This window comes from Pseudomonas fildesensis (assembly GCF_001050345.1).
GTDB lineage: Bacteria > Pseudomonadota > Gammaproteobacteria > Pseudomonadales > Pseudomonadaceae > Aquipseudomonas > Aquipseudomonas fildesensis.
This window is the reverse complement of record NZ_LFMW01000021.1, coordinates 225,612-246,407: the sequence shown is the minus strand read 5'-3', so window position 1 is coordinate 246,407 and position 20,796 is coordinate 225,612. Positions and strand designations below refer to the sequence as shown.

The 20,796-nt window shown below is 50.3% G+C and carries 17 protein-coding genes and 3 pseudogenes; 14 read left to right on the top strand and 6 right to left on the bottom strand.

What is annotated here, in order from left to right; genetic code table 11:
• On the top strand, positions 1–120 hold a 120-nt coding region (locus tag ACR52_RS29830), incomplete at its 5' end, for a transposase domain-containing protein (RefSeq protein ID WP_152687695.1).
• A 321-nt stretch (positions 121–441) separates the two neighbouring features.
• Here the strand turns inward: ACR52_RS29830 and ACR52_RS30630 are convergent.
• Complete coding sequence (locus ACR52_RS30630; protein WP_152687694.1) at positions 442–1,524, bottom strand: hypothetical protein; 1,083 nt, start codon at positions 1,522–1,524, stop codon at positions 442–444.
• A 636-nt stretch (positions 1,525–2,160) separates the two neighbouring features.
• Here ACR52_RS30630 and ACR52_RS25380 point away from each other — a divergent pair.
• The 4 genes from ACR52_RS25380 (at position 2,161) to ACR52_RS30625 (ending at position 7,263) form a co-directional block, all read left to right on the top strand.
• Positions 2,161–2,835: a hypothetical protein gene (locus tag ACR52_RS25380; RefSeq protein ID WP_048730630.1), complete on the top strand. Its 675-nt coding sequence runs from the start codon at positions 2,161–2,163 to the stop codon at positions 2,833–2,835.
• Positions 2,836–2,910: 75 nt separating this feature from the next.
• Entirely contained in the window at positions 2,911–4,869 is a 1,959-nt protein-coding gene (locus ACR52_RS25375; RefSeq protein WP_048730628.1) for a hypothetical protein, read from the top strand.
• Between the two features lie 4 nt (positions 4,870–4,873).
• Complete coding sequence (locus ACR52_RS25370; RefSeq protein WP_048730626.1) at positions 4,874–5,860, top strand: ATP-binding protein; 987 nt, start codon at positions 4,874–4,876, stop codon at positions 5,858–5,860.
• On the top strand, positions 5,857–7,263 hold the full coding sequence (locus ACR52_RS30625) for a hypothetical protein (protein WP_152687693.1): 1,407 nt from the start codon (positions 5,857–5,859) through the stop codon (positions 7,261–7,263). Before ACR52_RS25370 ends, ACR52_RS30625 begins: the two co-directional genes overlap by 4 nt.
• A gap of 73 nt (positions 7,264–7,336) precedes the next feature.
• On the opposite strand, the pseudogene ACR52_RS29825 reads toward ACR52_RS30625, so the two are convergent.
• A pseudogene (locus ACR52_RS29825) lies at positions 7,337–7,579 on the bottom strand (integrase core domain-containing protein); the annotation flags it as partial.
• A 107-nt stretch (positions 7,580–7,686) separates the two neighbouring features.
• Positions 7,687–7,905 (bottom strand): hypothetical protein, encoded by a 219-nt coding sequence (locus ACR52_RS31425; protein ID WP_048730624.1) that lies wholly within the window; start codon positions 7,903–7,905, stop codon positions 7,687–7,689.
• Positions 7,906–8,313: 408 nt separating this feature from the next.
• Here ACR52_RS31425 and ACR52_RS25360 point away from each other — a divergent pair, with 408 nt between their 5' ends.
• The 4 genes from ACR52_RS25360 to ACR52_RS31915 are packed head-to-tail and all read left to right on the top strand — an operon-like array spanning position 8,314 to position 13,244.
• Positions 8,314–9,813: an SAVED domain-containing protein gene (locus ACR52_RS25360; RefSeq protein WP_048730622.1), complete on the top strand. Its 1,500-nt coding sequence runs from the start codon at positions 8,314–8,316 to the stop codon at positions 9,811–9,813.
• Between the two features lie 4 nt (positions 9,814–9,817).
• On the top strand, positions 9,818–10,960 hold the full coding sequence (locus ACR52_RS25355; RefSeq protein WP_048730621.1) for an SMODS domain-containing nucleotidyltransferase: 1,143 nt from the start codon (positions 9,818–9,820) through the stop codon (positions 10,958–10,960).
• Positions 10,957–12,750, top strand: a complete 1,794-nt coding sequence (locus ACR52_RS29820) for a HesA/MoeB/ThiF family protein (protein ID WP_082143243.1) — start codon at positions 10,957–10,959, stop codon at positions 12,748–12,750. Before ACR52_RS25355 ends, ACR52_RS29820 begins: the two co-directional genes overlap by 4 nt.
• Positions 12,747–13,244: a Mov34/MPN/PAD-1 family protein gene (locus ACR52_RS31915; RefSeq protein WP_082143242.1), complete on the top strand. Its 498-nt coding sequence runs from the start codon at positions 12,747–12,749 to the stop codon at positions 13,242–13,244. Before ACR52_RS29820 ends, ACR52_RS31915 begins: the two co-directional genes overlap by 4 nt.
• 269 nt (positions 13,245–13,513) lie before the next feature.
• Here the strand turns inward: ACR52_RS31915 and ACR52_RS25345 are convergent, their stop codons facing one another.
• Positions 13,514–14,710 carry a site-specific integrase gene (locus ACR52_RS25345; RefSeq protein ID WP_048730617.1) on the bottom strand — a complete coding sequence of 399 codons (1,197 nt, stop codon included), beginning with the start codon at positions 14,708–14,710 and terminating at the stop codon, positions 13,514–13,516.
• 73 nt (positions 14,711–14,783) lie between these two features.
• Here ACR52_RS25345 and ACR52_RS29810 point away from each other — a divergent pair.
• Together ACR52_RS29810 and ACR52_RS31910 are read left to right on the top strand one after the other, a co-directional pair.
• Positions 14,784–14,920, top strand: a pseudogene (locus ACR52_RS29810) (DNA-binding protein); the annotation flags it as partial.
• 17 nt (positions 14,921–14,937) lie between these two features.
• A pseudogene (locus tag ACR52_RS31910) lies at positions 14,938–15,553 on the top strand (suppressor of fused domain protein); the annotation flags it as partial.
• A 148-nt stretch (positions 15,554–15,701) separates the two neighbouring features.
• On the opposite strand, the gene ACR52_RS25335 reads toward ACR52_RS31910, so the two are convergent.
• Both ACR52_RS25335 and ACR52_RS25330 read right to left on the bottom strand, forming a co-directional pair.
• A complete protein-coding gene (locus ACR52_RS25335; protein WP_048730615.1) occupies positions 15,702–16,079 on the bottom strand; it encodes a hypothetical protein in 378 nt (125 codons plus the stop codon).
• Between the two features lie 114 nt (positions 16,080–16,193).
• Positions 16,194–17,015 carry an MBL fold metallo-hydrolase gene (locus ACR52_RS25330; protein ID WP_152687692.1) on the bottom strand — a complete coding sequence of 274 codons (822 nt, stop codon included), beginning with the start codon at positions 17,013–17,015 and terminating at the stop codon, positions 16,194–16,196.
• Positions 17,016–17,898: 883 nt separating this feature from the next.
• Between ACR52_RS25330 and ACR52_RS25325 the strand changes: the two genes are divergently transcribed.
• The 3 genes from ACR52_RS25325 (at position 17,899) to ACR52_RS25315 (ending at position 20,783) form a co-directional block, all read left to right on the top strand.
• Positions 17,899–19,344, top strand: a complete 1,446-nt coding sequence (locus tag ACR52_RS25325) for an MATE family efflux transporter (RefSeq protein WP_201779002.1) — start codon at positions 17,899–17,901, stop codon at positions 19,342–19,344.
• Between the two features lie 256 nt (positions 19,345–19,600).
• A complete protein-coding gene (locus ACR52_RS25320; protein ID WP_082143240.1) occupies positions 19,601–20,134 on the top strand; it encodes a fimbrial protein in 534 nt (177 codons plus the stop codon).
• Between the two features lie 79 nt (positions 20,135–20,213).
• Complete coding sequence (locus ACR52_RS25315; protein WP_161799320.1) at positions 20,214–20,783, top strand: fimbrial protein; 570 nt, start codon at positions 20,214–20,216, stop codon at positions 20,781–20,783.
• Positions 20,784–20,796 lie beyond the last annotated feature (13 nt).

The window sequence follows — 20,796 nt, the reverse complement described above, 5'->3', positions numbered from 1 at the left end:
AACGGCCAAGAGCCCTATGCGTGGCTGCGCCACGCATTAGAACGGCTGCCAATGGCGACCTCGGTTGAAGATTACGAAGCGCTGTTACCGTGGAACTGCTCGCCGGCATCGCCTAGCTAGGCGCATTACCCATCTTGAAGTCGGTGGGGTTTATGGAGCGCTTACAATAAATGGGGATGGAAGTAATATTATGAACTCGTATTTTTGGGGGGGGAGGAGGAGAGTTTGGCAGTAGCAAGCGAGTCGGTGGCAGAGACGGTGGGCCGGGCGCACTTCAGGTCAATGGGGAGCGTATGACCACTCAACAGGTAAACTAGTAATGAACTGGCAGTGAGTGACGCTGCGGATGTTCGCAGGCACTGAACTATATCGATGTTCAGCTTAGAGTTATTACATCCGGCAGGGTGCACAATAATGTGCACTACGATAAATCGCCGTTGTTCAGGTTGCTAGAGTTTTGGATGCCCCATTGGTGAGATGGCCGACCCATGAAGGACCCATAAAGCTAGTTATAGCTTTATGCCTGATTTTGTTATGAGTATCGAAGTCATAAATGCGACTGTTTTCGTCAATGTTACTGATATAAGCGAAACGAGCGGAAAGAGCAAAAAAAATATTGAAGTCTTTTTTCAGATCCTGCGCCAGGAACACCTCCTTATAAATCTTTTCATTCGAGTGCATTATGCCTTTTGAGAGAATTCCTGCTTTCATAAAGGTGGTAGTAAATAGTGATATCAGTATGTAGTCTGAGGGGGCAAGGTCAACTATAAAGCCCTTCGGCAGAGCCAAGGGTAGGATCCATTTTATATAATGATTTAGCAAGTGTGACGCGATTCCAAGCTGGTGTAGCTCTGACGAGAGGTTCATCAATATATCATGGGCCGCATAGAACGCCTGAGAAGGTTCGGCGACTGTGAGTCTCTGGGAAGACCTGATGATCCAAGTAACGGCCGCTAGAGAGTCCAAACTTGGGATTTTACAAAGAGATCGTCGGTGGTTACGGGATAGGTCTAGTTCAGATTGAAAATACTGGTTGTGCGCCTCGTTAGGGCAGATAATTTGCTGAATTTTTGGGTTCGACTGCCTAATGAATTCGGAATCTTCTGCCACAGTTTGATTATTGGGGTCACAGACTTTCCATAGAGGGTGTTCCAAAATACGCGCAGACCCTCGTGCTCGGCTATCAACATCACGCACCAGCTTTACATGTGGTTTATGAAGGCCGTCGCGATAGTTACGCCATTTATTTTTTTTCTGCTTCGTGCATCCGTCGGGTCCTATAGATATCGCACTAGGTTCAAAATATCGTTCAAGGCTGCCCGCCTTCATGGTACCGATGGAACGACCCAGATATCCGTACCAACACAGAATGCTGAGTTTCCGCATCGGGGTAAACGTTGTGCAGATAGGGGCTTTCGACAAATTTCGCAATGCTATTGGAAAATCAATTTCAGTACATAAAACACTATTGCTATCAATAGGTTGATTTTCAAAGGGGGCGTAAAAAATTTTGTTTTCTTCCACTTTGACACACCCTCGCGGCTATGGTTTTCTTGCGTGACATCCCGGTATGAATCATAACATGATGAAACTTACCAAAACTGAAGCGCTGGCGAAAAGCATCAATCGCAGTATTACGAAAAGTACGGCGTCGTTATAAGGACTAAGGATCAGTGGTGAAATCTCGGTATACCCCCACCCTAGGTCACTTAGGCAGGCTGCTAGTAGGAAACGTTTGAGGTTCCGTTATTCGAATTAACAAAACGAAGAGTTGGGTTTGAATTTTGTTCGGGGTGAGGCCCTTGGGATCGCGCCGCAGCGGCGTAGCTGACGTAATTTCTAAACAGTAGAAAATAAATACAATCAAACCAGGATAAGTAAGAAATACAATTCCTGAGGTTATGCTCTGGTGCATTTGTCAATGCGGTTATAAGTAAGTATTCTTGCTGCCGTGATTTTTGTTTCAACTTGCAATTTTTGACAATCCAGTTGTGCTTGCCAACTAAACTGGTCGCTTGTTTCCATTTGGAGTGGCTTCAGATGCTGTCGTGAGTTATGAGAAGTCCACGAGCTTAGTCATCTGCCTGAAAAGCCAAAGCGATCAGTAAAGCGTTCATGTAATTAAATGTGGTCAACTGAGTATGCGACAGGAGTTAAAGAATGTCTTCACTGAAGTCTAAGCTGCGCGGAAAACTGTTGAAGTCACATGGTGAGCGAAAGAACTCAAAAAACCATATCTGGCTTTCTTACAGCTTAAAAAAAAGTGGAGATATTACGTTAGCGAGTAATAACGAATGCATTTATTGGGCTTCGGAGCTAGAGCCGAATCCATATATTAAGGACTTCCTTTTTGGAGTGGAGGTCGTAATCCAGTACCCCTGGGAAGAGACTGCACGTAAACGAGAAGTCATTCTTACCGAAACTCACACCGGGACTGCTGAGTTTCATCAGCTTATTTCAGGGATGAAGGGCGAGCAGAGAGAAATGGTCACTGTTTTTGAGGGCGGTATCAGTGCCGGCGAAGTGCCTATTAATTTTTTTGATACTAAAAACGTAGCCAGCGCAGTAAGGCGCTCGGGTAATTGGCTAAAAGTTATATCTTTCGCGGCTCAAATTCGCGATGAATTATGCTTGGTCGAAACAAATTGGGTTAACTTGTTCTTACGAACCAACAGAGCTGGCGACGTACAGCAATTAATTATGAGTTCAATGGTGTACGATCAGATGAAAATTCTCGGCGTTTTCGCTCGGGCGGCTCTCATGGGGGATATTGAATTGGAGTTCGTGTCGAACGTCTTCGGCAGAAATACTAGGTGGACATTAAGAGGTGATTGATCCGTGCGTAGCAGGCGAGAGATACAAATTTCGATTCTTGAAACTCGGCCGTGGGCACCGGTTCACACCAGTAACATGACTGCTGAACAGCGTGATTTGTTTAATAGGCGAATGGCGGCGATTGACTTGTATCTGAACGGAGATCCGGTTGAGATTATTGCCGATCTCACAAGGATCAGGCCTTCAGAGCTTACCCGGCTCATAGCCAGATGTGGGGGTACTGCGTCAGATGGTACTGTCTGGGGGTTCAGGGCTCTCATTCCAGGTTTCAGGATAAAGGCTTATGAGCGCACGTCGGTGCTTAAAAAAACCATCCCTGGCACTAGGTCTGGGTATGCTGGAGTTTTGAATCAGACCCTTTCAAAGTATCCAGATCTTTACGATAAACTGGTCAATAAGATACTGAAGACGAGAGCTAAAGATCAGCCCCCCGGAACTGTATTTGAGTACAAGATTGCTCCGAAGAAGCTCGGCAAAATATTCAGGGACAGTTTGAGGGAGCTAGGAGCAACCGACGCCGAGTGGCCATTCAATACGAGATACCAAGGACAACGCAGTATTTCAGCCTTCATGAAGGAAATCATCCACCTGAATGCAGACCAGCAGGTGAGGGTATATGGCGACAGTGCTGCGCGTGCGCATTTGTCAGTTGGCACTGGCAGCGAGGCGTCTCTCAGGTTCGATGAGGTATACGACGCTTGGGAAGTTGACAGCCATAAGATTGATGCGCAGTTTGTGGTCGGAGTACGCAATGCAGACAGTTTGCTATCTTACTTCACGGTAAAAAGAATAAATCTGCTCGCGTTAGTCGATAGAGGTTCAAAAGCTGCTATATGGTTTTTGATTGTATATGGCCCTGAGGTGACTGCGAGTGATGTTGTGAGGCTGATTACGCGAAGCCTAGGCGCTACGCTTCCAGCGCCAACGAGCAATAAGTTGAATATGTTCATCCAAGGTGAGGCTGGTTATCCAAGCGAGCGGTTCGGTGAGTTGACACATGCTCTTCCTGCGGTGCTGATGGCAGACAACGCGCTGTGTAACTTATCAGCTAAAGTATCTACTGTGCTGCGGCGGGAATCGGGCTTCGCACTTAACTATGGTCCTCCAGGTCACTTTGAGAGCAGACCAAATATAGAGCGAACATTTGAAGGGGTTACGCAGGCAATCTTCCAACGATTTCCTAGCACTACTGGCTCTAGTCCAACCAAAGGACGTGCACGGGATGCAGAAAAAGTCGCAAAAACATATAAAATCGAATCCGACATCGTGGAGGAACTGGCTTACCATCACTTCGCTCAATATAACGCCACACCTAACGAGGGATTAGGTTTTTTAACGCCTTTAGAATTTATCCAGCAAAAGCTTAGAATGGATAATGGTAACTTTCTTGTCCGCCGACTACTGGCTGATAAGATGGAGGATAAAATGACTTACAAGGTAAAAATAGCCTGCAAAGTTATTTACTACCAAAAAAAAGGAATGAGGCCATACATCACCATCGACCGGGTGCGGTATTCAAACGCATTGTTGAGAGAGTCCAGCTGGCTCGCAAAAGAGACCCTGACCGTCCTCCTAGATGAAGAAGATATGCGAGTCGTAGAGGCATATTTGCCAAATGGTGAGTCGCTAGGGCACCTCATGGCGGCTGGTAAGTGGGCCAAGACAAAACATAGCCGCAAGACTCGGCAACAGATCAATTCGTTACTGGCTGACAAAATCGCAACCATCCAGGAAATGCAAGATCCGGTTGAGTATTATTTGAATTATCTTAATAAACAGTTGTTAGCGCCGGAGGCTGGAGCAGACAAGCGAGATAGCAAGAAAACCAGTAGTGAGTTCAATCGTTTGAAGCATGAGATTAAGGATGACTTGCATCTTAGCCTCGCGGTGGGAGCGGGGGCGTTAGATGGCGAAAAAATAGCGACAGAAGATATCTCAGAGCCCCAGCCCGTTGCTTCGTCAACCAGCGATCCAATCAAGTCCCTGATGAAAAAAGAAATGCCGGATTTCAGAAAGCTTCTGAGCAAGGGGTAGTTCAATGATGATTTTTTTTGATCCCGCGAACATCGATCAGCGTAATTCCATGATTGACGGGCATCCGGTCGTTGAGGCTAAAGTTAAGGCGATTACAAATACCATACAAGGAGTTTACGCAAGGGTGCGTGAAAGTGTTTGGTTAGGACATCCGAGCATTTGTTTCGACGGACCACCCCGCATGGGGAAGACGGCATCTGCATCCATGGTAAGATTTTTACTCGAGCAGGAGTTTCCTAAAAAATATGCGATCCATATTTCGTGCGATATGAGCGAGGACGATACGATTGTTAATACATTGGTTAATGCAACTGGGCTACTCCCAAAGTATAGGGAGAGCCAATCCAAACTACGTAATAGGCTGATAAAGCACTTAGAATGTGAAATTCTGGCCCGTGGCGGAGCGCATTTTGTGCTCATTTTAGATGAATTGCAAAGCCTTACACTTGCGCAGTTTAAGGTGCTCCAGATGATTCAAAACCATTTTAAGTTATCGGAAATAACGCTCACCTCAGTCGGATTTGCACAACCTGATATCGCCAATCGAATAAGCGCATTTCGGCTCGCAGGGGAAGATGCGATTGTTGCGAGATTTCTTAGTCAGCGGGTCAGGTTTCAGGGTTGCGATAGTGCTACATGGCTCAACGAACTTCTTCAAGATTATGATACCACCTTGATCTATCCGCCGGAGTCGGGATGCTCTTATACTAACTTTTTCGTACCTTTGGCATTTGCTAGCGGTTTTCGACTAAGTAACTACGCTAGCTCCATTTATGCAGCTGTCCGGCAAGCGGTGACTGATGCCGCCGCCGCGCGAGTGCCCATTCCAACTGAACATCTCTTTCGCGCCCTCCAGAACCTACTGATCAGAGCGTCAGCTAATGACAGCACTAATTTCAAAATTAGGGTTGAGGATATCAAAGAGGCCATTGATCGCTCAATGATGGCGGAATTTGTGCAATCTTCCTCAAGGCCAGGAGCAAGCAAATGAAATATGTCCTGACTTTTCCACGTCACGTCTACCTCTACGAATCAGCGTGGGGGATGCAAGTCCGACTTCTGCTCATTAACGACATTAATCTTGTGCAGTATTACAGACAGGTCGGATCGACTGCTTCAGGGACATCCTTGCATCGAGTAAATTGGTTCTGCAGCAAACAGTTTAACCTAGATTCATTTAGCCATGCTCTAGGTATTTCTGAAAAGGCAGCCAGTACGGCATTCGTCGATCTTGCTTTTGGCTCACCAAAAAATCATGCGCTCAGTGAAGTTCGACACTGCTCTATGTGCATCGAACAGTTATTTCACTCGACTTGGTTTTTTTTTCCTTGGCTTGAGAAGTGTCCAATTCATAGCCTGACGCTGCAACCCTGCAAGTCATGCAGTAATGCGTTGACCCCCACAGGCGTCGCTAGACTTCAGTCTGACGAGTACTTTTGCGAGCATTTGAAACTGTACCGAGGCGAGAAATTCCCGCAACCCAAACTCGATCATGTGTCAGCGCTGCGGTGGGATCAGTGGAATCAGAAAATTACATCTTGGATCAATAAAGTCATGAAAGTTTCTGGACTTCATTTGCTGGAGATTGCGCGTAACTCGGCGGCTCATTGGTCATCTAGGCCGTTATTTATTTATTGGAGATACCTTGAGAACTTGGTAGGAGAATCGTCGATTGATATAGGTTTTCCGAAGGTGGCAGTAGCGAGGGTTCGTATGTTGCATATGTTAAACGACGCAGATAGTTCCGCAAATTTAGTCGCTTGTGCGAAGTCCCTCAGACGTCATGTCTTTAATCTGTACGTCAAAAAGCACAAGCGATGTCATAACCTGATAAAGCGGTTCGGTGTCAGTAGTTGCTCGTCACTTGTTGGCGAGTGGCGTTGTAGTTGCGTTCTTGGTTATTACACTTGGCTCGTAACTTTTTTGAATTTATACACGATGACTGACTTAAATAGTCCTAAAATCAATCCTTATTCCCCGGGGGGGGAGTTCTACAGGAATACCGTGGGGCTGGACCTCCGTACGTTTTTGTTACGCGGATGGATGTCGTTTCATGCGGCGTGGTCCGCCCTGGAATTTTGTACCGACAATTTCTCGGGCGCTAATAGTATTAGGGTGCATATCCGAATTGAGCGGGGGGCGGAATTTTTCAGGCCTCCCTACTCTTTCTTCCTGCGGAAACCTGATTCCGATATCGAAGATGGTTATTACATATCACACGTGTCGTTGGCGGCCCGAAGTAAAAAACGGTGCAGTTTTCGAGGATCTAAAGGAATGATCCATAGCGGCGCGCCAAATGATATAGGCTACGCGAATCTCAGGCGGGAAGAGTTTTTATTTCTTTACTTTCCCAGTGCTGTCGGCCGGTCAAAGTCTGAAACGGTCTATATCTGAAAATTCTTATTCTAGCATGAGCGCTGCCCCGTATGTAGTGATCAACTAATTACAAATACGAAGTTAAGTTTTCCTAGGCCCGCGCCAGCACCCACCCATAGTTGAATTGGTGAGGCCAAATCCAGTTGTAACGATGCCTCAAGAAACGGCTGACATCGCGCTGTGCTTCCTGCGCAGATCGATAGCCCAAGGTCGGTATCCATTCTGTTTTCTAGCTGCGGAGTACCCGCTCTATTGGTGCGTTATCGCCTCAGTTTCCTCGTTGACTCATGCTCTGGCGCATATGGTATCGCCACAACCGCTGGCGGAATAGCCGTCCTTACATCTCAAATGATCAGATCCAGCGACTCGAGTGACAGATTGAGGGTGGATTTTGCAGAATCATTTCGGTAGCTGCAAGGGGAGCCGGGGGTTAGGTGAGGTCTATAATTGGCGTAGGCGCATAATTGCATTTGTGATGGCTCGTGCATTCTTATCCAGCGTGTCCATGGCCCCGACTGCGTTAGCGGCGACACTTTCAACTCCGTTCACTGAGATCCATTTGGTCACTTCTTCGAGGGCCGCCGCTAACGCGTGCTGGTTGTGCAGTAACAGTGTGAGAGCGTCCGCTGTGGCTATGTTCGCTTCAGAGTTATTTGGCATGGGATCGTCCTGAGTAACTGGTGTGGGAAGACTAGCTGACTTCTCCGCTGGCTGGAGCCATGTGTCCAGATCCGCTAACATAATGATATTACAATGAATTGACGGCCTATTTGCAGTCTACCAGCCATTCGCAACGTATGAATCCGCCCTTGGCAACTATGACCGCCAGCCATCGGTCAACTTCTGCCGGTTACGACCAAATGCAACGGGTCGTTCTCTGACTGTCATGGCCACGTAGCTTGCTGGTCAAATCCGATGAAGATGGTTGGTCAGATCGAACGCAAATGCTTGGGCAAGCCTATGCAATTACCTAACAAAGCAATTAGCGATCGAGAACGTGCAATCCGGCTTGATTATAAAACGTAGAAGCGATAGCGTTTTGCCGGTACGCCACTTAGGGAATTGAGCATGGCCAACTCGGTATCGGCTGGATGGCACGGACATGACTACCAAGCGCGCTTCTTCTGGATACACGCATCCGCCTTAAGGGATCCGGATCAGTCACACGTGATCGAGGTTTCGTATGAGGCGGACGGTCCCAAAGCGTTCGACGACGTAATCATCCGCTATGACCCTCCTCGAGTCAGCAGCGGGCCCACGCGCATTTCAGTGGACTATCATCAGATCAAATTCCATGTCACGGGCGCCGGTCGCTTCGGCTATTCCGATCTCATTGACCCCACCTTTATCGGCGCAGAATCCGTATCCCTATTAGAACGATTGAAGCAAGCCAAAGAGAACGCTCCTGATCGTTCGGCATTCCACCTCGTTACGATTGATAGCGTCAAAGACGACGATCCGCTGAGTGAGATTATATCGGCTGTAGACCACTCCCTACGACTGGATAAACTCTGGGAGGGTAAAACCGACCGCAGCAGAATGGGCAAAGTACGAAAGCTATGGCGCGAACATCTCAAGCTCTCGTCGGACGACGAGTTAAAGAAAATATTGATGGGCCTCCACATCGCTACAGCGCAGCGCTCTTTGGAGCAGTTACGGCAGGAGGTAAACCTTCGCTTCCGCGTCGTTGGCCTGATCGGTTGCTATGACACCTCAGAGTTTCGCTTCGATGCTGCGGCTCGTGCACTAAAGAGCAAAGGTCTTTACCAGTTTACCCGTGAGCAATTCGACACGCTTTGTAAAGTTGAAGGCTGGCTACGCGCCGATCCACCTGAAGACTTCCTCAACGTGGCCCTGCGCTCATTCACCGATGGGCCAACGGACCGAATAGATGCTCTCCCGGAAAATACTCTCTCGCTCCTGCAGCACTTCGACGGTCGCCACCTTAAGCCCGGGGCAGACTGGACCTCGGCTGTCCAGCCATTAGTCGAGTCCTTCTTCGCGCGAGTAAAGCAGTCTGAACGACGCATTCGACTATTCTTGGATGTTCATACCTCCATCGCATTTCTGGCAGGCCGATGCCTCGGGTTGAAGTCCGGTCTGAACGTTGAGCTTGTCCAAAAGGGGCGCTCAGGGACGACCGTTTGGCGAGCAGATGATGGAAAAGACAAGGGCACAGCCAATGTGACTGTTGAACAACTGCATGATGGCCCAGACATCGCGCTCGTATTGAGCTTTTCAAGAGATGCCATGGATGATGTGCGGGATTATGTGATTACCAAGCAAACAAGCATTGGAAGGATTTTAAACATTACCCCTCCGGGCGGCGCCGGCCAAGGCTCTGTGGCTGGTGGAGCCCATGCTGCCCGCCTTGCGGATGACGTGGCCAATGCAGTGGCGAAAGCCCGAATTCCGTTTGGGGCCAATGTGCATGTCTTCAGCGCGGCCCCGAATGCTGTGAATTTTTTCGTGGGTCAACATGCTGAATCCATGGGTTTCTGCATCTTCTACGAATTTGATTTCAACCGACGCATCGACGGCTCCTATCACCCCACCTTCAAGGTCTAAGGACATGGAACTCAAACCTCAGTTTGCGGAGTTTCTCACCGGCATCCGGCCAACGGCCTCACAGCAGGAAGATTGGAAGGTAGGATCGAAGACCTTGCGGAGCCGCCTCGAGGCCGATTTGGATCTCAAGGATATCGTAGTTGCCACCTTTCTACAGGGCAGCGTCCGCAGGTCGACCGCCATCCGTACTTTGGGTGAGAAACGGCCGGACGTCGACATCGTCGTTGTGACTAACCTCGACTACAACCGCCTCACGCCGAAAGAGGCCATGGACCTTTTCGAGCCGTTCTTGGAACGTTACTACAAGGGCAAATGGCGACCGCAAGGACGCTCTTTCGGAATCGAGCTTTCGTATGTGGATCTAGACCTAGTAATAACAGCCCTCCCAATTGATGGCTCCGGCCACCGTCTTATGGAGCAGCTGTATCGTTCACAAGCGGTACTGACTACCAACTCGCTTGAAGAAGAGGGTAGTTGGCGATTGAACCGCAGTTGGGTACCGCCAAGCGGATTGCTCGGGAATGCAGCACCACTTCAAGACGCCCCAATTGACGAATGGAAGCCCCATCCGCTGTTTCTTCCTGACCGTGATGCCGGAGAATGGGGGCGCACTCACCCCCTGGCTCAGATTCAATGGACAGCTGCAAAAAATCGAGCGTGTAACGGTCACTACGTAAATTTGGTTCGAGCGGTCAAGTGGTGGCGTCAGGATAACGCAGACAAGCTTCCTAAGTACCCGAAGGGCTACCCATTGGAGCACATGATCGGGCATGTCCTGGCCGAAGGAACCAGCTCCATGGCAACAGGCTTGGTCCAAGCATTGGAGCGTTTCAGAGATACCTGGTACACCTATGACCTACTCAACGTAGTACCTACGCTTACGGATCATGGTGTCCCCGAACATAACGTTCTAGCACGTCTGCCGGTTGAGGATTTCAAGGCTTTCTACAAGGCGGTTTGTGAAGCAGCCAAGGCTGCACGGGAAGCACTGGATAGCACAGACGCTAAGGAGAGCGGACAGCTCTGGCGGAATCTGTTGGGAAGCAAATTCCCGTTGCCTGGGCCTCAGGGTGGTGACAGATCGAGTGGCGGCTTCACGGCCCCAACTCAGCCTGCCAAGCCTGAAAAAACTGAGCGATTCGCTTGACGGCTCTTCAATCGCTGACGCCCCAAGTTTTGATGTCCGTTGTCGATGCCATCAACAACGATGCACGCACCTACACTGACAGCAGTTGGGTTCAGCATTCAGAAGGAGAATGGTCGCTCAGGTTCACTGCATGTCTTTCGGTATCTGAGACCGACTTTATGCCTCTCGAGTCGGTTTGGCACCTAGTGGTCTGGGCAACTTTGAATGGGGAGGTTGCACACGTTTATCCTGACGCTACCCATGGCATCAGCGCTACTTTTCCACACCAGGATTGCAACGGTGAAGTAGACACAGCACGTGCTTGGAGACTCGGAAAACCGTGTCTAGAAAAGCCCGTTGACGTTTTCAATCGTAGCAACTGGTCGGACGAACCCCTAGACCTAGCTGAACGCTTACTCTGGTTGCTGCAGCGATTATTAGTCTGGATTGACGCGGCAGCTACTGACTCACTCCTCGTAGCAGGAGACCCACTTGAGCTGCCAGTCCTGCCTAAACAATCGCTATTTCCACTATTGGCATTTCGTGAACTCGCTGCCGAGCTGCCACATTGGCTAAGTCGTCAAGCGACTTGGGGCTATGCAAGCACTGCTCGCCTTCAAGGAACCAGCAACACACGGTTCATAAAGAGTTTCGACCAAAGCGATGGTGAAATCATCAGGTCCTTGGAATGGTCATCCTCAATGCGAACCAAAGGACGTGTATCGGATGCCGTATGGATCGTCCTGCCTGAGATTCCGGTCCTACATCCCTGGCAAGTGCCTTCGACCTGGTTGGAACTGAGCCAGCGATTGGCAGCAGACCAAGTCAATCTAAAACAGATACTTGTTGAAATTGGTGCAGCCGCTAGAAAGAGCCCTCGTACAGATCCACCCTGGATTCTGCTCCTGGGATTCCCGATCGCCGAGCGATTCGGAGTTGCTCCATCCCGATTACATTGGCTCTCTGTTAAGTGCCCCGATCTCGCCAGCAAAACGACGTTGAGAAATGGTTTTAGGGCATGCGAGCGCAACCACCGCCAGTGGGACGCCGAGATTGCAACATCCATGCAGCCCTTGGCTTGGCTTCGAACAGCCAACTGGGCACCGGACCAACTACGAACGCGAGGCGCTGCGGAGAACGAAATCTGCAAGCGCCGGATTCTGCTGATTGGGGCAGGCTCACTCGGGAGCACAGTTGCAGAAAACCTTCTTCGCATGGGCGTTTGCGAAATGGGCATTTTGGATTTCGACTGGCTGATGATGGGCAATCTCAGCCGCCATACGCTCTCCATGCCAAGTGTAGGCCACAAGAAAGCCACCGCCTTGGCAGATCACCTAAATCAATGTATGCCAGACGCTAAAGTGAGACCGCTCGATACCGTATTTCCTCCGCAAAACGAACAACTCAAGCAAGCGGTCAAAAGCTATGACGTGATCATTGACTGCACGGGAGACGACGAAGTATTGGATGCACTTGCTTTGTTCAATTGGCAGAGTGAAAAGCTGTTTGTGAGCCTGGCCATGACTTGGCGAGCGGAGGGGCTGTTTGCCTATGCGGCTTCCGAAACGAGCTTTCCGGCCGTAGATGCCAAAGCTCAATTCGCCGACTCGCCAAGCCCGGCGCTCAACGAGGCAGATGCACAGATTGAAGGCATTGGATGCTGGCATGCCGTCTTTCCAGCGACCGCCGACGATGTGCATCTTTGGGGGGCGATTGGTACCAAATTCATACGTAGGGCGATTCTGAATCCGGGACGACGCTACGAATATTTTCAACAGATGTCAGATGGTACAGTCGAGCGCAGAAAATGAAGACGTCCACTCCGCTCTACTTCACATGTCCTGATACTCAGTACGCTGTGAACCTTGAGCTCGCGGCATGGAGCACTATGGTAAATGACTGCATCAACGCAGGTACAAATGAAACAGGCGGCATCTTGATCGGTCGGTACACGAGTGACCAATCTCTCGCTCTAATCACAGAGATTACATCGTGTCCTAAGGACTCGATTTTCAGCACTACAACCTTCCAACGCGGAGCTGTTGGACTGAAAGAGATACTCGCCTCCCGTTGGAAAGAAGGATTTCATTACGTAGGTGAATGGCACTTCCATCCGGGAGGTTCACCGGAACCGAGTGGCCCCGACATACGTGCTATGCGATCCATTGCTGCCAATTCAAATTACTCATGCCGTGAGCCGATCCTAATCATTCTAGGAGGGCAGCCACCAGAAAAAGTCGCGCTAAGTGTCACCGTTTTCCCGAGTAAGGATCCAAGCGTCAGATTAAATCCAACGCATCCTTAAACGTAGGTGAGTGATTGCGCAGGCTTCCCCACCCACTTAGCATTAGACCTGACCGGTCATTTGCATCGGATTTGATTTACACAAGTCGTGACCATGACCGGCAGAGAACGACCCATAGTGGTCGGCGGCGCCAGGCAATAAAATGGCCAAAAACAGCCGCTCGTAGGTCTAGATTTTAATAAGATTAGAAGGGCGGAGCGGTTGCATCCGTCCACATTTAGAATACGAGGGCTGAAAGTCCGCAGCGAACGGAGCACGAAAGTTCGTGACTAGCTAGCTTGCACGGAAGGAGAGCCCATACGCACTCCGGATAACATGGAATTTTCGGTATCCTCGTTTGCACCAACGTGTAGGCCCTCCGGGGTCCCGTGATCATCAATTGGTGACGACTTGAGTAAGGTTGTGGCTCGACTTTCGAGTAGTGCACCGGCTTGGAAGTAGCCCATTACGCTACTCACACTTCGATGTTCAGTCATCGCCATCACTTCACCTAGAGGCACTCCCTGACGGCCGGCCTCGGTCACAAACCCTGAACGCAAGCTGTGTGCCGCCCAATCCCCATTCAAACCCGCCAGCACTGCACGACGCTTAACAATCCGCGCTACCTGGTCGGCCGACAAACCTCTTGCTCCGACCTTATCACCTTTATACATGCGCCGAAACAAGGGCCCTGACTCTGCGGGCGCAGCCTTTAGCCAAGCCGTTAGCGCCTCGGCCGCAGGTCCGCGGAGTGGTTTTTCCCGACGAATCCCGCCGGTATCGGTTTTGGTCACACCCAGTGCATATAGCCAGGTGTCGGTATCCAGCTGGCGTACATCGCTAATTTGTAAATTCACCACCTCGGAACGCCGTCGGCCACCGCCGCTCCAGGCCAGCAGGAGGAGGGCTCGGTCTCGCTGACCGCGAAGACCATCGGTGCAGGTGGCCAACAGTGCCTGTAGAGGCTCAAGTACGATGGCGGTCTTCTTACGCACCGATAGCCCCTGACGTGACTGCGCCTTGCGTGCCTCGCGTAGCAAGTTCTTGAGCGCCGGTGCATCGGTGGGGCTATCCCAGCTATTCAGTCGATGCCATTTGCCCAGCACCGAAAGTCGATGACTGACGGTGTTATAGGCCAGTCCACCCGGCTTGGCTTTGACTTTTGCGCGGATAAGCGCAGCGTCAATGGACTCCGGCAATAAATGCACCCATTTGCCGTTGTCCGTAGGACGGGCTAGGTGATCAACCACAAACTGGACCGCCACTGCCGTGGGCAATGGCGCATCGCTTAGCGCGTGTCCGTAGCGCAGTTGTAACCACGCCGACCAATAGGCGAGGGCGCTGCGATAGCTACGCACAGTGTTATCCGCCGTGCCGGCGGCAATGAAAGCTGCAGCTGCTTCCTGTGAGTTGAGCGTCAGAAAATGCAGGTCCAACGGCGTTTCGTCGACCTGCGAAATCTCGTTTGTAATATTTAATACGTTCAACGTATTTTAAATCCATATTTTGAAAGATAAGGTCGGATAACATTTAATTATCAGACCTAATATAGCGGAAGGCATGGCGGTAGGCGTACCGGAAACGACGTGTTCGCCGCCGCGGACGCGGTATTGGGCCGCAGTGAGCGGCCCACGGTGGAGAGGGTGCGACTGGAACTAGGCCGAGGCAGCCCGGCGCGCGTTGGGGCCCTACTGGATTAATGGTGGGAGCGGTTGGCCCTTACTGGCCGTCGACCCGTCAGGCCTACCGAGTAGTTCGCCGTGCGACACAGTAATCACTGCAACCGAAGCCTGTCAGACCCATTCGATGACGCTGAAGGGATGGGCAATGGTTTTGAGATGGAGTTGTTCATAGAAACAGCAGATATACCCGCACACGCCCGTGGTCCCTTGGGTGAGGTCAATCCTTTCAAGCGCAGCTGGGCATTCGAGCTGGTGGAACACGTTGCCAAAGCGGTGGCAGACGCTGGGGGAATCACCCACCAACTCGCACGGCACGGAGCGCTATCCCTCGAAGTTCCGGGGTTCAGCCGGTCGCACCATATGAGTGATCAACTGCCAAAACTCTCCGTTACCGACGACGACTCTACCGGCGTCTTGCTGGGAGCCCCTGAACCGGATTTCCCTACCCGACTGGATGACATGCCTTTATCCCCGGTCAGGTTGGTTCCAATGATATTGATCACAGCGTCGGAGCTTGAATACGTTCGTGATGGTGGGCGAGTAGCACGCGAGGATCTAGTAGGCCGCTTGCAGGCTGCGGCCGTCTTGAGAGATAAGCAAAGCGTCGACCGGGCCCTCATTCGCTACTGTTTGCTTAAAGCCTTCTAGCTCTGACGGTTCCCGTCATGAGCGGACTGCTAATCTGTGTCCCGGCACTTTTAACAATGAGCGGGTGCCGTTTTATCCAAACGGTATGAGCAGCACCCGGTACAACAACGGATTCCCAAACGGTGGCGTTGCATATTGGCGGTTGTGCTCAAGGGGCCCACCGCTGCACAGCCTCAAGCGAATCGTATGGCCCGCTGTTGAAACATATTCTTGCGTTGGGTGCATGTTCATGAACTGTGTTGATGAGGCGTTCAAAGAGGCTTTGGTACGCTGCATCAGTACGGATGCCTGCTCCGATCAAGATGCAATCACGTGGTTTTTCCTGAAGTAGGCTGAGAAGGAGCGATTCTGCGGTCTGTTCACTTTGAATTAAGCCTAGTTCAGTCGCGTAGCCGAGGCTTTCAAAGGTGTTTTTATCGGTGTCCAGAGCGGCCTGAAGTTTCTCGCGCGTGAGTCCTGGCCATTTGCTGTAATCCACTGCATCGGGGTGCGAGCCGACGAGAAGTATCTTAATTGCTTTGCTCATTGATGTTCTCCAGTTAAAAAGTAGCTTAGCTTTCTGAAGGGGAGAAAAGGTGCTTTCGCCAACGTCACTTGTTAAGTGAAATAGCGGATCGTTGCCCTGGGTTTGTTATTGCTTTCAACCCCACTCCATTTCATCTTTGGCAACCTTGGCCCCAAGTTGTAGCGCAATACCCATACCGGCATCGGGATACAATTGGGTCATGGCTTCAATCACTGCCGCGCTGTCGGCGGCCTTTGTAAGCTCATGCTCGAATGCGAGTAGATAATCGCGGGTATAGTGGATTGCTGAGGCGTTTACCTGAGCATTGAGGGCCAAATGACCAGGCACGACTACCTGAGGCTTGCGTGCGATCATGGCGTTAAGATTGTTCACCCAAGCCGCACGGGCACCAGGATTTTTGGTATCAGCGGTCCATACGTGAACCCCTGCAAATACCAGAACGCCGCCGAAAATGGCGCTGAGCGATGGCACCCACAGATAGCTGCGATTGACAAGGCCATTGGCCTTGACGACCTCAATGGTACGGCCTTCCAGGTTGAGGGCAGGCTCGTCAAAGGCTTCGGGAATCACTACATCTGCCAGGGTTTGCGGGCCGTTCTCTTTGAGCTGAGGCCCCCAGGTCGCCAGCTTGATTTCGACGCTGTCCTTGATGGCGGCAATAGTCGCCGAAGCAGCGATTACTCTGGCCTCTGGGAACGCAGCCTTGATGGGCTGTAGGCTGAAGTAGTAATCGGGATCGCTTTGGCTGATATAAATCGTTGTCAGGACCTTTCCGCTGTTTCTAATGGCTTCGGCAATTAGCTTCCCATCCGAAAGGGTAAACCCACCGTCAATCAGAATAGCCTCGCGCTCGCCGGAAATTAGAACAGGCGCCCGGAAAAACCCCTGTAAGTCAGTGGGGAAATACTGCCAGGTCAATTTGGCTTGAGAATCCATAGTATGCTTGCTCCTGAAGACTAATGCGTTGTTTTGGCCTGTGGTCAGATGTAATCAAAAACAGCTTTTGCTTCGGCCTCGCTTAATACCCCTCGCCAGTTGTGGAGCAGATCAAATTCTCCGTTGGGACTTATTGCAATGGAAGACGCGCCGGCTATGACGATTGATACATCTCTTGTTTTAAAAGATCTACTAAAGGCATGATGTGCGAGTTTTTTGATGCCCAACAGTAAATGCTAGCCCGTAATTGGATTGCGAACTAAGACCGCCCACAAGAATGATTTTTCCACCAGCGGTTAGTAAGGTTTTAAGTCGTAAGATTACAGATTAGGCATTTATACACCACAATTCGCTGTCGAGGCTACTGCCCACTAAATGCAGCAGTGTGCGCCTATGGTAAGTATGACCGCTCCAGTTTGATAATATCGCCAAGGCAGAACATTCAGAGAGCCCGCTGGTGGGTGGCAGCATAGGAATAGAATGCTAATTGATTTATGATTTAGAAGGCGAGGGCGTTAACGTATCTGCTCTTTTTAGAATCAACGTAATAACTGCGAGGGCGGGTGGATTTTGCTCTGCATTTCTCGAAACTTATTGGGCGCACATAAATCGGGGAATCGTAAACTCTTCGAGCTATGCGCAGTGTAGGCTGAGTTTTTGATTTGCCTTCTATAATCTTATGAAGAATTATTATTGGCGGTGAATGGGGGGCTGGTGGTTGGTTTCAATGGCGGACTCTATTTTCTATGAAAGCGTCCCGATGGTGCGTATAAAACGGCATCACTGGCCAGGCATGTGAGTAATTGTGAATTAATGACTTTTGAGCCTTTTTCGCTCGAAATTAATGTAACTTGAGCTGCGCGTTTACGTTGTTTGAGTTTAGGTGAATCTATTTTCAACCAAAGCAACACTGGGCGATGCATATGGCAAGCGACTGGAACTCCTTACTCTCAAATCAGCTCAGGTCAGCACTATGAACAGGCGCTCAATCGCTATTACGTCTGATAACGTGACTGCAGCCTATTGGCGTTATGCCTTGCCCACGGTCATGGCAATGTTGGTCAGTGGTTTGTATCAGATCGTCGACGGAATCTTTATTGGACATGTCGTGGGCGCCGAAGGGCTGGCAGCCATTAACATGGCGTGGCCCTGGATCGGCCTGATGGCCGGTGTTGGCCTTATGATTGGTGCAGGGGCGGGCACTCATTGTTCAATCGCCCAGGGCGAAGGGCACTTCCAAAGGGCCAAGGGCTTTCTCATACAAGGCATGTGGCTGTTGGTATTATTAGGTGTTGTAGTCAGCGTCTTGATCATCGCCGGGCGCGATAGCTTGCTTGCTTTGCAAGGTGCCAATGCCAGCGTGCAGCGCCATAGCAGTGGCTATTTGCAAATTATCGGTTGGTCCTCACCGTTGGTAATGGCCAGTATTGCCATGCCCATTCTGGTCAGAAACTTGGGTGCTCCCATGTTGGCCACCATCATGATGCTCGTAGGCGCACTCACTAATATAGTTCTTGACTACGTATTTATCGTTCAGTTGGGCTGGGGGCTGCAGGGGGCGGCAATTGCGACAGTCACCGGCGAGTCGCTCTCGGCAGTGATCGGCTTGGTGTTTCTGTTCTCCCGTTACAGTTCCCTGCCATTAAGCCTGGCCCTGCGCGAGTTTTGCCTACAGCCCTTACCTTGTCGGCAGATTCTGCTTAATGGGTTTTCAAGTTTATTGATGTACCTTTACGCCAGCTTCGCAGCGTTATTGCACAACACCGCGTTGATGCATTACGGCAGCACCGTGAACGTGGCGGCCTACGCCATAACCGGGTATTTAATGACGGTTTATTATCTGCTGGCCGAAGGCTTGGCCAGTGGTATGCAACCTCTGGTCAGCTACTTTCATGGTGCGGGGCAATCGGCTTTAGTCCGCAAGGTGTTCTTTCTCGCAATGCGCTGGGTGATGGGCACGGGCGTGGTGTTGGTACTAATGATTCTCATCTTCCCATACATTGGCACGCGAATATTTATCAGCGACGAAGACCCTGCGTTGGATGTGGCGGCCATTGACGCTGTTCGCCTCCATCTGTTTGTGCTGTTTCTGGACGGATTCTTAGTGCTCGCCGCAGCGTATTATCAAGCGGTCAGCGATAGCAGAAGGGCGACCATGATTACATTGGCAAATATGTGCATTCAAATTCCGTTTTTGCTGATACTAGCGCCCTGGCTCGGAGTTACCGGAATATTACTGGCATTGCCGCTGTCGACCATTGTGCTGGCGACGGGCGTGGTTACGCTATTACGTCGGCAGTTCTCACTGCGTGTTGGCGTAAATAAATAACAAATCGATAACGACCTTCGTCGCTCCCTCGAACGCAGAGACTTTTTAGCGTCTGCGCTCGATAAAGCGCATTAAAAGCGTTGAGAAAGAAGCGTCTTGATGTGAAAAGCTGTGAAAATGTTTTTATTGATTTCTTTGTGCGTTGTTTGGCTGTCATATTTATGAGGTCGGAGATCACACTATATTGGTGTCCGTGCTCATATCAAGGGGGGTGCTTACACCCTTAATGACAATCAATAATGGATGAAAATCAGTAATGAATAAAGGAATCTCGGCATTCTGTGGTGTGGCTTTAGCAATGTCTTGTGGCATGGCCAGCGCTGTAACGAGCGTAACGGGAGGCACAATCAAATTCACCGGTTCCGTGGTCAACGCGGCCTGTGCAGTGAGTGCAGCATCTTCGGAATTGACAGTAAATATGGGGCAGGTACGACTCGCGTCTTTTACGGGACTGGGTGTTGAGGCATCCAAAACGCGCTTCAACATTGAGCTACTTGACTGCGATACAGCCATTTCGCAAACTGCGACTATAAAATTTCAAGCAACCGCCAGCGCTAACTCTCAAGCATTTGATGCGGGTATCGGGGCTGGCAAAGCGACGGGCATTGGTCTGCAGATCAGGGACCAGAATAATATTGTTGTTGCTCCAAATGCCGGGGTAAGTACGCAGACTCAGTTAATTCCAGGTCGTAACATTTTACCATTTAGCGTGAGCTATATTTCTGTGTTGGGTGCTGTTGAAGCAGGCGATGCAAGCGCCAATATTGATTTCGTGGTGAACTATCAGTAAAGGAGGCGAAAAATGGTTATAAAGTGCCCGGACGGGCATTTTATAACTAAACTAACTTGCTGGCAGGGAGTGTATAAGCTTGAACGTCTATAGAGTGTCTATATGGGTCAGCGTTTTGGTAGCCTTTTTGACGATTTCGGCCCATTCAGTGGTCAATGCTGCAGGTGGCTCTAATACTGTCGTAACACTCCCCGGTGGAAGAGTCGCGGTGTTTGGCGCCGTGGTCACCGGGGCCTGCTCCGTCAGTATCAGTAATTCCGACAAGATAGTGCTCATGGGTACTGTGACAAGTAATCAATTCATGGGGGTTGGGAGTGACAGCCAGGCAGTACCCTTCTCCATTCAGTTGGATGACTGTAACAGTAATGTCAGTGAGTCAGTCGGAGTCAGCTTTAGCGGCATCGCCAATGAGGAGGATTTGCAGGTATTGGCAATTAATGGAGGAGCCGACGCAGCGCAAGGTATTGGTCTGGCGTTATTTGATGCTGACAACCAGTTGCTAGCAGTCAATGCCAACCCCATTGAGTATGCGTCGTTGAGCAAAGGTATCAATACTTTAAGTTTTTTTGCGAAGTATCGATTAGTAGAGCAATTTTTGCGTCCTGGGGTTGCCAACGCGACAGCCGACTTCACCCTGGTCTATCAGTAAGCGCAAAGATGTA

Bases quoted from the DNA above. Each gene is read 5' to 3' on its own strand.
- ACR52_RS25380 (WP_048730630.1), top strand. From the start codon at position 2,161: ATGTCTTCACTGAAGTCTAAGCTGCGCGGAAAACTGTTGAAGTCACAT.
- ACR52_RS25375 (WP_048730628.1), top strand. From the start codon at position 2,911: ATGACTGCTGAACAGCGTGATTTGTTTAATAGGCGAATGGCGGCGATT.
- ACR52_RS25370 (WP_048730626.1), top strand. From the start codon at position 4,874: ATGATGATTTTTTTTGATCCCGCGAACATCGATCAGCGTAATTCCATG.
- ACR52_RS30625 (WP_152687693.1), top strand. From the start codon at position 5,857: ATGAAATATGTCCTGACTTTTCCACGTCACGTCTACCTCTACGAATCA.
- ACR52_RS31425 (WP_048730624.1), bottom strand. From the start codon at position 7,905: ATGCCAAATAACTCTGAAGCGAACATAGCCACAGCGGACGCTCTCACA.
- ACR52_RS25360 (WP_048730622.1), top strand. From the start codon at position 8,314: ATGGCCAACTCGGTATCGGCTGGATGGCACGGACATGACTACCAAGCG.
- ACR52_RS25355 (WP_048730621.1), top strand. From the start codon at position 9,818: ATGGAACTCAAACCTCAGTTTGCGGAGTTTCTCACCGGCATCCGGCCA.
- ACR52_RS31915 (WP_082143242.1), top strand. From the start codon at position 12,747: ATGAAGACGTCCACTCCGCTCTACTTCACATGTCCTGATACTCAGTAC.
- ACR52_RS25335 (WP_048730615.1), bottom strand. From the start codon at position 16,079: ATGAGCAAAGCAATTAAGATACTTCTCGTCGGCTCGCACCCCGATGCA.
- ACR52_RS25330 (WP_152687692.1), bottom strand. From the start codon at position 17,015: ATGGATTCTCAAGCCAAATTGACCTGGCAGTATTTCCCCACTGACTTA.
- ACR52_RS25320 (WP_082143240.1), top strand. From the start codon at position 19,601: ATGAATAAAGGAATCTCGGCATTCTGTGGTGTGGCTTTAGCAATGTCT.